Source organism: Streptomyces mesophilus, from assembly GCF_011044995.1.
GTDB classification, from domain to species: Bacteria; Actinomycetota; Actinomycetes; order Streptomycetales; family Streptomycetaceae; genus Streptomyces; species Streptomyces mesophilus.
Window position 1 is genome coordinate 1 of the sequence record NZ_JAAKZW010000275.1, and the last position, 10,045, is coordinate 10,045.

Genomic DNA, 10,045 nt, shown 5'->3' on the forward strand with positions numbered 1-10,045 from the left:
GCCGTGCACGCCGGCCCGGCCTCGCCCAAGCGGCGCGGCATCCGCACCCATCTGCCGAGCACACCCTGGCTGTTCCTGCTGCCGGGCTTCTCGATCATCGGCGGCTTCGTCCTCTTCCCGTTCTTCTCCACGGTGTCGAGCTCGTTCACCGACCAGCGCACCCTGATCGCGGGGAAGTGGGTCGGGGGAGCGAACTACCAGGAGCTGTGGCAGGACGAGATGTTCTGGACGGCGCTGCGCAACAGTCTTCTGTACATCGTGGGCGTCGTACCGCCGCTGGTGATCCTGCCGCTGCTGCTCGCGATGCTGGTGCAGCGCTATCTGCCGGGCATCTCCTTCTTCCGCTCCGCCTTCTACACCCCCGTGGTGGCCTCCGTCGTCGTGGTCGGCCTGATCTGGGTCTGGATGCTCGACGACCGCGGCCTGGTCAACGCCGTGCTCGGCGCGATCGGGATCGGTCCCGTGGCCTTCCTCAGCGACCAGTGGCTGCTGCTCATCAGCGCCATGCTGGTCACGGTCTGGAAGGGCCTCGGCTACTACATGATCATTTACATGGCCGCGCTCGGGAACGTCCCGAAGGAACTGCACGAGGCCGCCGCCGTGGACGGGGCGGGCGCGATCCGCCGCTTCTTCACGGTCACCGTGCCCGCCGTGCGCTCCACGATGGTCCTGGTCGCCGCGCTCTCCTCGGTCAACGCCTTCAAGGTCTTCTCCGAGGTCTATCTGATGGCCGGACCCAACGGCGGCCCCGGCGGCGAGGACACCACCCTCGTCATGCTGATCAAGCAGGTCGGCACCGGTCTGAGCGGACGCGTCGGCTATGCCTCCGCGATCTCCGTCGTCGTCTTCGTGATCACCCTTGGCCTGATGCTGCTCGTGCTGAAGGCGGACAAGAAGGAGGGCGACGCATGAGCGCGCAGACCCTGGACTCCCCGAAGCGGCAGGAACCGGCGCCCAAGCCGAGCAAGGCCCGCAAGCCCCGTCCGACCGTGAAGGACAAGTTCCTCGCCGAGGGCGGACGTCGGCCGCCGGCGTGGAAGCTGGTCCTGCGCTATCTGCTGCTCCTGGCCGTGTTCGCGATCATGGTCGGTCCGTTCCTGTGGCAGCTGTCCACCTCGCTCAAGGGCGCAGGTGAGGACATCTACAGCTACCCGCCGAAGCTGCTGCCCTCCGAGCCGACCTTCGACAACTACGGCAAGGTCGCCGAGCTCATCCCGGTCTGGGACTTCGCGCTCAACTCCCTGAAGGTCGCGCTCGCCAACGTCCTCACCAACGTGATCGGCGCCGCGCTAGCCGGATACGCCCTGGCCCGCCTGAAGTTCCGCGGCCGCAAGCTCGCCACCGTCGCGTTCGTGATGGCGATGCTGGTGCCGGTCGAGTCGATCATCATCGCCCAGTTCATGACGATGCGGGAGCTCGGCCTCAACAACACCCTCACCGGTGTGGTCCTGCCCGCCTGCATCGGCGCCCTGAACGTGCTCCTGATGCGCAACGCCTTCTCCAACATCCCGTACGAGATCGAAGAGGCTGCCTTCGTCGACGGCGCCAACGCCTGGCAGCGGTTCACGAGGATCGCGCTCCCTGCGGTCAAGGGCACCATCGCGGTCGTCGCGATCTTCGCCTTCATGGGCGCCTGGGACGACTTCCTGTGGCCGCTGATCGTGCTGAGCGACCAGTCCAACTTCACGCTCACCATCGGCCTGAACTATCTGCACGGCACCTTCGCGAACGACCAGCGCCTGGTGGCGGCGGGCACGATCATCGCCGTCGCACCCCTGATCGTGCTGTTCGCCTGTCTGCAGCGCTTCTTCTTCCGCGGGGTGGGCGAGGGCGCCGTCAAGGGCTGACTCCCCGCGCGACCCCCGCCCCCTGCACGCCTGTAACGCTAGGACCCCCATGCCCGACGCCGCCCGCCCGCACGCCGATGCCCCTCGCACCCCCCGGTTCGGTGCCAACTACACGCCCACGCAAGGCTGGTTCCACCACTGGCTCGACTTCGACCTCGACGCCGTACGGGCCGACCTGGACTCGATCGCCGCGCTCGGCCTCGACCACATCCGGGTCTTCCCGCTGTGGCCGCTGTTCCAGCCCAACCGCACCCTGATCCGCCCGCGCGCCGTCGAGCAGCTGGTGCAGCTGGCCGACGCGGCCGGCGAGCGCGGGCTCGACGTCAACGTCGACGGTCTGCAAGGGCACTTGTCGAGCTTCGACTTCCTGCCGGCCTGGACCCAGACCTGGCACCGGCGGAACATCTTCGCCGACCCCGAGGTGATCTCCGGCCAGGAGGAGTACCTGCGCACCCTCGCGGCCGCGCTCGCCGACCGGCCCAACTTTCTCGGCATGACCATCGGCAACGAGATCAACCAGTTCTCGCACGACCCGCACCCCGATCCGGACCGCATCTCCCACGAGCAGGCCGCCAGTTGGCTGGAGCGGATGCTCGCCGCGTGCGAGGCGGGCGCGCCCGGCAGGTTCCATCTGCACGCCGAGTACGACGCCGCCTGGTACCAGGACGCGCACCCGTTCACGCCCGCGCAGGCCGCGCGGCTCGGCGGGGCGACCGCGGTGCACTCCTGGGTGTTCAACGGCACGGCCCAGCGCCACGGGCGTACGGGAGTGGCGACCGAGCACCACGCCGCGTACATGATCGAGCTGGCCCGCGCCTGGCACACGGACCCCGCCCGCCCCGTCTGGCTCCAGGAGGTCGGCGCCCCGGCGCCGCACATCCCGGCCGAGCACGCCGCGCACTTCACCGAGCGCACCGTCGCCAACGCGCTGGACTGCACGGACGTCTGGGGCGTGACGTGGTGGTGCTCCCACGACGTCTCCCGTGAGCTCGCCGATTTCCCCGAACTCGAGTACAGCCTCGGCCTGTTGACCAATGAGCGCGAGGTCAAGCCGGCGGGTGCGGCGATCGCCGAGATCGTCAAGGAGTGGCGGTCCAAGGAGTACGCGCCCGCTCCCCGTACGACCGCACTCGTCCTCGACACCGGGGACACCGTCGCCTCTCCGCAGCGCGCACTCTGCGGTCCGGGCGGCACCTTCTTCGAGGCCTGGCACCGTCTGACGGCTCAGGGCGCCCGCCCCGCCGTGGTCCTGGCCGAGCACGAGCACGACACCGAGCATCTGGCCGCGCGCGGGATCACCGCCGTGGTCAGCGCTGAAGAGGTCTGAGCACCGCGGTGATCAGACCTGAAGAGCTCTGAGCACCGCAGTGGTCAGCCCTGAAGAGGTCGACTGACTCTCCCCACAAGGAGCATTCCTGCAATGACGCAGCTACGCCCCACCTCCGGGATCCGTCCCACCCGCCGCACCGTCGTTCTCGGTTCGGCCGCCGCAGCGGCCGGGCTGCTCGCCGCCTCCGTCCCGGCCCACGCCGCGACGGAGGCCAAGAAGAAGGCCGCGGAGAACCTCCAGCCGTACGCCTCCTACTGGTTCCCCGACTCGCTGCCCGCCGGCTCCCCGGGCGCCGGGATCACCTGGCGTTCCCTGAAGACCTGGACGCCCGAGTCGGACGCCGATCTCGCGTACAACCGCTCGACCGTGCCGCTGGCCGAGCGCTTCACGCCGGTCGCGGTGAGCACCACGGCCCGTGCGGGCCAGGGCCGTATCGCCTCGCTCGTCTCCTTCGAGACGACCGCGTCCAATCCCTCGCAGGGTGCGGCCACCGCCGACTACTACGCCCTGACCCACTGGGCGTACATCGACGAACTGGTCTTCTGGGGCGGCTCCTCCGGCGAGGGCATCGTCCTCGCGCCCAACGCGCCGGTCGTGGACGCCGCCCACCGCAATGGCGTCCCCGTCATCGGCAACATCTTCCTGCCCCCGGCCGCGTACGGCGGTCAGCTGCAGTGGACCCGCGACCTCGTGCAGCAGGACGCGCTCGGCCGTTTCCCGATCGCCGAGAAGCTGGTGCAGGTGGCCACCGCGTACGGCTTCGACGGCTGGTTCGTGAACGCCGAGACCGGCGGCGGCGATCCGGCGCTCGCCGCGCAGATGCTCGCGTTCCTGAAGGAGCTCAAGCGCCTCGGTGAGCCGCACGGTCTGCGGGTCACCTGGTACGACTCGATGATCAAGAACGGTTCGGTGGTCTGGCAGGACTGTCTGAACGCCGAGAACCAGGACTTCTTCCAGGCGTCCGACACCATGTTCCTCAACTTCAACTGGACGCCCGGTGACCTGAGTTCCTCCGGCGCCCTCGCTCAGAACCTCGACCGCGACCGCTACCAGCTGTGGGCGGGCGTGGACGTCGAGGCCTCCGGCTGGAACAAGTCGGTCAACTGGGAGGCGCTCTTCCCGAGCGGCGGCTCCCACGTCACCTCCCTCGGCTTCTACCGGCCCGAGTGGACCCGCAACCACCTCCCGGCGGACCGCACCCCCGGCCAATTCCACGCCGCCGACGACCAGTTCTGGACCGGCACCTCCCTCGACCCGTCCCGCCCGTCCTCCGGCTCCTGGCGCGCGCCCGCCACCGCGGTCGCCGACCGGTCCACGGTCACGTCCCTTCCGTTCGGCTGCACCTTCAACACCGGCCACGGCCTCAAGTGGTACGAGGACGGCGCGGCCCGCTCCGACGCCGCCTGGAACCAGCTCGGCCTCCAGGACGTGCTGCCCGGCCGCCGCTGGGTCGTGCGCACCACGGGCAACCGGCCCACGGTGACCCTGGACTTCGCGGATGCGTGGCGCGGCGGGTCCTCCGTCCTGGTCGACGGCACCCTGAGCGCGCCCGTCGTCATCGAACTGCACGCCACCCGGCTCCCGTTGAGCGCCGACACGGTGGTGAGCCTGGCCCAGCGCGCGGTCTCGGGCTCGGTGCAGGTCGAGCTCGGCGTCGCGCTGCGGGAGCCGTCCGAGGCCGGGGCCCCGCTGACGTACTCGTTCCTGTCGGCGGGCACCCCGGGCACCGGCTGGACCACGGCCGACGTGCGCCTGAGCTCGCTCGGCACCGGCACGATCCACGGTCTGGCGGTACGGCTGACCGGCAGCGGAGCCGTGAAGTGGCGGCTCGGCGGGCTGCTCGTACAGGACGCGGAGGAGTCCGTGGCCACACCCACCGGGCTCAAGGTCGACAAGGCCTCCGGCGACGGACAGTTCCGGCTGTCCTGGCAGGGCGCCTCCGGCCGCGTACGGCAGTACGAGCTGCATCGCGTCCTCGCGGACGGCACGCGCCGGTACCTGACCGGAACGTGCGCGAATGCCGCGTACGTGAAGGGTCTCGCTGCCGAGCAGGGCGAGCGCGAGATCCGCTTCGAAGTACGGTCGGTGGGGGAGCTCTACAGCACCTCGGCGGCCGTGAGCACGACCCACCCCTGGTAACACCGCACGTCAGTGGCACCGCACCTCAGCAACACCGCTCCCTGAAGGAAGTTGGAGTCCCCTCATGCATGACGACCGCGCCCTCGTAGAGGCCCGCCTCAAGCGCGTACTCGAAGAGCGCATCCGTCCCGCCGTCTACCCCGAGTCCGTGCCGCTCACGGTCGAGGCCTGGACCGCGCCCGGTGAGCCCGTGCCGGTCGAGGAGGGCCTGGCCGCGACGCACGAACCGGTGAAGGTCGGCGACGCATGGGGGGCTCCCTGGGCCACCACCTGGTTCAAGGTGACCGGTGAGGTGCCGGCCGCATGGGCGGGCCGTACCGTCGAGGCCGTGCTCGACCTGGGCTTCGACGAGCGGATGCCCGGCTTCCAGTGCGAGGCCCTCGTCTACACCCCCGCCGGAGAGCCGCTCAAGGCGGTCAACCCGCGCAACCAGTGGGTGCGTGTGGGGGAGGCGGTCGCCGGTGGCGAGCGCGTCGAGTGGCACCTCGAAGCGGCCTCGAACCCGGTGCTGCTCGGCGACAAGCCCTTCCGCCCGACACAGCTCGGCGACAAGGAGACGGCCGGCTCCGAGCCGCAGTACCGCCTGGAGCGGATGGACCTCGCGGTCTTCGACCGTGAGGTCTGGGAGCTGATAGCCGACCTCGAAGTCCTCGGCGAGCTCATGGAGGAGCTGCCGGTCGAGGGCGGCCGCCGCTGGGAGATCCTGCGCGCGGTCAACCGTTGCCTCGACACGGTCGACCTCCAGGACGTCAACGGGACGGCTGCGGCTGCCCGTTCGGAGCTGACCGGCGTCCTTTCCGCCCCTGCGGACGCCTCCGCCCACCGGATCAGCGCGGTCGGCCACGCCCATATCGACTCGGCCTGGCTGTGGCCGCTGCGCGAGACGGTCCGCAAGGTCGCCCGTACGACCTCCAACATGACCAACCTCCTCGAGACCGAGGAGGAGTTCGTCTTCGGGATGTCCCAGGCTCAGCAGTTCGCCTGGATCAAGGAGCACCGCCCCGAGGTGTACGCCAAGGTCAAGAAGGCCGTCGCCGAGGGCCGTTTCGTACCGGCCGGTGGCATGTGGGTCGAGTCCGACACCAACATGCCGGGCTCGGAGGCGATGGCCCGCCAGTTCGTGCACGGCAAGCGCTTCTTCCTCGACGAGTTCGGCATCGAGAACGACGAGGCCTGGCTGCCCGACACCTTCGGCTTCGCGGGCGGGCTGCCGCAGATCATCAAGGCGGCCGGCTCGAAGTGGTTGCTGACGCAGAAGATCTCGTGGTCGCAGATCAACAAGTTCCCGCACCACACCTTCAACTGGGAGGGCATCGACGGGACGCGGATCTTCACGCACTTCCCGCCCGTCGACACCTACAACTGCTCGATGCTGGGCCGTGAAATCGCCCACGCGGCACGGAACTTCAAGGACAAGGGCGTCGCCAAGCACTCCCTCGCGCCGACCGGCTGGGGGGACGGCGGTGGCGGCACCACCCGCGAGATGCTCGCGAAGGCGCGCCGTATGCGCGATCTGGAGGGCTCGGCGAAGGTCGTCTGGGAGAAGCCGGCCGAGTTCTTCGCGAAGGCCGAGGCGGAGTACCCCGAGCCGCCGGTCTGGGTGGGAGAGCTCTACCTGGAACTCCACCGCGCGACGCTGACCAGCCAGGCGAAGACGAAGCAGGGCAACCGGCGTTCGGAGCATCTGCTGCGCGAGGCGGAGCTGTGGGCGGCGACCGCGGCCGTACGTGCCGGGTTCCCCTACCCGTACGCCGACCTCGACCGCATCTGGAAGACGGTCCTGCTGCACCAGTTCCACGACATCCTGCCGGGGTCGTCGATCGCGTGGGTGCACCGGGAGGCGGAGAAGACGTACGCGGCGGTCGCCGCGGAGCTGAACGCGGTCATCGCGGCGGCGCAGGAGGCGCTGGCGGGCTCGGGCTCCGTCGAGCTGGTCTTCAACGCGGCGACGCACGCGCGGTCGGGTGTGGCGGCGGGCGGTGCGGGCGCGCCCGTGGTGACCGGTTCGGTCGCGCTGACCTCCCGCGACGGCGGTGGCTTCGTGCTCGACAACGGGCTGCTGCGGGTGGAGATCGACGAGCGGGGCCTGGTGGTCTCCGCGTACGACATCGAGGCCGCGCGCGAGACCTTGGCGCCGGGTGCGGCGGCGAACCTCCTCCAGATCCACCCGGACTTCCCGAACATGTGGGACGCGTGGGATGTCGACGAGTTCTACCGCAACGTGGTCACGGACCTGACGGACGCGGATTCTGTACGGGTGGTGGCCTCCGAAGGGGACCGGGTCGCCGTCGAGGTCGTACGGTCCTTCGGCTCTTCGCGCGCGACCCAGGTACTCACTCTGCTCGCCGGAGCGAAGCGCCTCGACATCGCAACCGAGGTCGACTGGCACGAGACGGAGAAGTTCCTCAAGGCCGCCTTCCCGCTCGACGTGCACGCGGACCGGTACGCCTCGGAGACCCAGTTCGGTCACCTTTACCGTCCGACGCACACCAACACCTCTTGGGAGGCAGCCAAGTTCGAGGCCTGCAACCACCGCTTCGTGCACCTCGAGGAGCCGGGCTTCGGCGTCGCGTTGGTCAACGACTCGACGTACGGCCACGACGTGACCCGCACGGTGCGCCCCTCGGACTCGGGCACGACCACGACCGTCCGTCTCTCGCTGCTCCGGGCCCCGCGCTTCCCGGACCCGGAGACCGACCAGGGCCTCCACCGCTTCCGCTACGCACTCGCCCCCGGCGCCTCGGTCGTGGACGCGGTCCGCGAGGGCTACGCCATCAACCTCCCGGAACGCCGCGTGACGGGCGCCGCTCCGGTGTCGCCCCTGTTCACCGTGGCCTCGCCGGCCGTCGCGATCAGCGCGGTCAAGCTGGCGGACGACGGCTCGGGCGACGTGGTGGTCCGCGCCTACGAGACGGCGGGCGGCCGCGCCCGCACGTCGCTGCGGGTGGACCTGGACGTCACATCGGTGACGGCGACGGACCTCCTGGAACGCCCGCTGCCCGACGCCCCGTCGTACGCGGTGGTGGACGGCGAGGTAGAACTGTCCCTGCGCCCGTTCGAACTGGTGACACTGAGGTTCACGCGCTGAGGTCCGCAGCGCACGTGCCGGGCCGGCGGACCGCATTCCGCCGGCCCGGCACGTGGCGCGTCGTCGGACGGGAAGGGGGAGGAACTTGTCAGGTGAGCCGCTCGACGCCGAGTGGGTCAGAAGCTGGTGCGGACAGACGTCGGTGGAACTCGGCGCTGTCATGGCGTCGTTCGAGGAGACGCACGGCTTTCCGCCGGATGCGAACACGCTCACGCTCGCCACGGCGGACAGCCACCGGTCGACGGACGCCCTGGTGGAGCTGACGCCCATTCCCTCCGACCTCACCACCTTGTACTGGGTGCTGGCCGAGGCCTCCCTGCCGGACATCCACACCGGCTGCTTCCTCCACCCGGCCTCGCTGGTGGCCGCGCACGTCCGCGAGCACGGACACGTGGCCGTTCCCGACGACCCGCAGGCGATCGTCTTCGCGAGCGACGGCGGCGGCCATCTGTTCGCGCTCTCCGACAGCCGTCGGGTGTGGCGCTCGACAGCGGCTTCGTGGAGCGCTGGCTGGCAGCCGGCGGCAACCGGCCTCAAGGACTTCCTGGAACAGCTGAGCCACATGATCGGACCGCTGCCGCGGTGAGACCCCTGCTCTTCCTCGACGTGGACGGCCCCCTCAACCCGTACGCGGCCAAGGCCCATCGGCGGCCCGAGGGGTACACGACCCTGCGCGTCCCCCAGGACGAGGACGACCGGCGGGGCGGCGGGTACACCCGGCGTCGCCGGCCGCTGCGCGTCTGGCTCAACCCCGGGCACGGCCCGCAACTGCTCGCCCTCGGCTACGACTTGTGCTGGGCCACCACATGGATGGCCGACGCCAACCGCTGGATCGCCCCGGTCCTGGGCCTCCCCGAGCTCCCGTATGTCGACTTCGGCGAGGATCTGTTCGCCGACCGCCCCGACGGCGTCCACTGGAAGACGGCTCCGCTGGTCGCCCATGCCGACGGCCGGCCCTTCGCCTGGGTGGACGACGAACAGAGCACCCTGGACGAGGAGTTCGTGCGCCGCCACCACACCGGACCGGCACTGTTGCACCACGTCGACCCGCGCGTCGGCCTACGCGAGCCGGACTTCGAGACGCTGGCGGGGTACGCCCGCGCGGGCGGTCGGCAGCGCTGATCTATCGGTACCAGTCCCCTTCGCTGCCCAGGGCATCGCTCAGGTACTGCTCCAGCGACCCCGCGATGCAGTCGCGGCTGTCCGTCTCGTGGTCCCACACGAAGACCTCGTCGTCACGCCGCGGCGTGCGGACGAAGGCGAACTGGTCGCCGCCGCCGTTGTCCCCGAAGAACATCAGCGTGTCGAACGGCATGTACAGCTCGCGGAAATCAGGGAAGGTGCGGAACTCGCGGTTCGCTTCGAGGATGCGAGCGGCGGGCCAGACCACGTTCATGTGGTTCCCGTCCATTCCGTCCGTCTCCAGGAGCAGCGCGCGCAGCGCCGGCGGTACAGGAGAGCCCAAGTCGCGCTCAATCGCGGCGAGGGCCATCGGATCGGCCGGTCCGTGGAGTTCCACGGACGGGAACCGACCGGCGAGTTCGCGGAACACCCGCAACACCGTCCCTCACTCGTGACCAACAGTCCGGCCGAGCATGCCATGATGCCCGTTTCGGTCGAACGGAGGGGGCGGGGGCGTGA

At 70.0% G+C, this 10,045-nt stretch carries 8 protein-coding genes; 7 read left to right on the top strand and 1 reads right to left on the bottom strand.

What is annotated here, in order from left to right:
- The first annotated feature begins 3 nt into the window (after window positions 1-3).
- The 7 genes from G6045_RS36080 (at window position 4) to G6045_RS36110 (ending at window position 9,526) form a co-directional block, all read left to right on the top strand.
- Window positions 4-912, top strand: coding sequence for a carbohydrate ABC transporter permease (locus G6045_RS36080; RefSeq protein ID WP_165336449.1), 909 nt, complete (start codon window positions 4-6; stop codon window positions 910-912).
- Entirely contained in the window at window positions 909-1,847 is a 939-nt protein-coding gene (locus G6045_RS36085; RefSeq protein WP_165336443.1) for a carbohydrate ABC transporter permease, read from the top strand. The genes G6045_RS36080 and G6045_RS36085 overlap by 4 nt, the downstream gene beginning before the upstream one ends.
- A 49-nt stretch (window positions 1,848-1,896) precedes the next feature.
- Window positions 1,897-3,174 (top strand): glycoside hydrolase 5 family protein, encoded by a 1,278-nt coding sequence (locus G6045_RS36090; protein ID WP_165336444.1) that lies wholly within the window; start codon window positions 1,897-1,899, stop codon window positions 3,172-3,174.
- 93 nt (window positions 3,175-3,267) lie between these two features.
- Entirely contained in the window at window positions 3,268-5,316 is a 2,049-nt protein-coding gene (locus tag G6045_RS36095; protein WP_165336445.1) for an endo-beta-N-acetylglucosaminidase, read from the top strand.
- Window positions 5,317-5,380: 64 nt separating this feature from the next.
- A complete protein-coding gene (locus tag G6045_RS36100) occupies window positions 5,381-8,404 on the top strand; it encodes an alpha-mannosidase (protein ID WP_165336446.1) in 3,024 nt (1,007 codons plus the stop codon).
- Between the two features lie 85 nt (window positions 8,405-8,489).
- Window positions 8,490-8,990: a hypothetical protein gene (locus G6045_RS36105; protein ID WP_165336447.1), complete on the top strand. Its 501-nt coding sequence runs from the start codon at window positions 8,490-8,492 to the stop codon at window positions 8,988-8,990.
- Window positions 8,987-9,526, top strand: coding sequence for an HAD domain-containing protein (locus G6045_RS36110; protein ID WP_165336448.1), 540 nt, complete (start codon window positions 8,987-8,989; stop codon window positions 9,524-9,526). Before G6045_RS36105 ends, G6045_RS36110 begins: the two co-directional genes overlap by 4 nt.
- A gap of 1 nt (window position 9,527) precedes the next feature.
- Here the strand turns inward: G6045_RS36110 and G6045_RS36115 are convergent, their stop codons facing one another.
- Window positions 9,528-9,956, bottom strand: coding sequence for an SMI1/KNR4 family protein (locus G6045_RS36115; RefSeq protein WP_328708024.1), 429 nt, complete (start codon window positions 9,954-9,956; stop codon window positions 9,528-9,530).
- Between the last annotated feature and the right edge of the window lie 89 nt (window positions 9,957-10,045).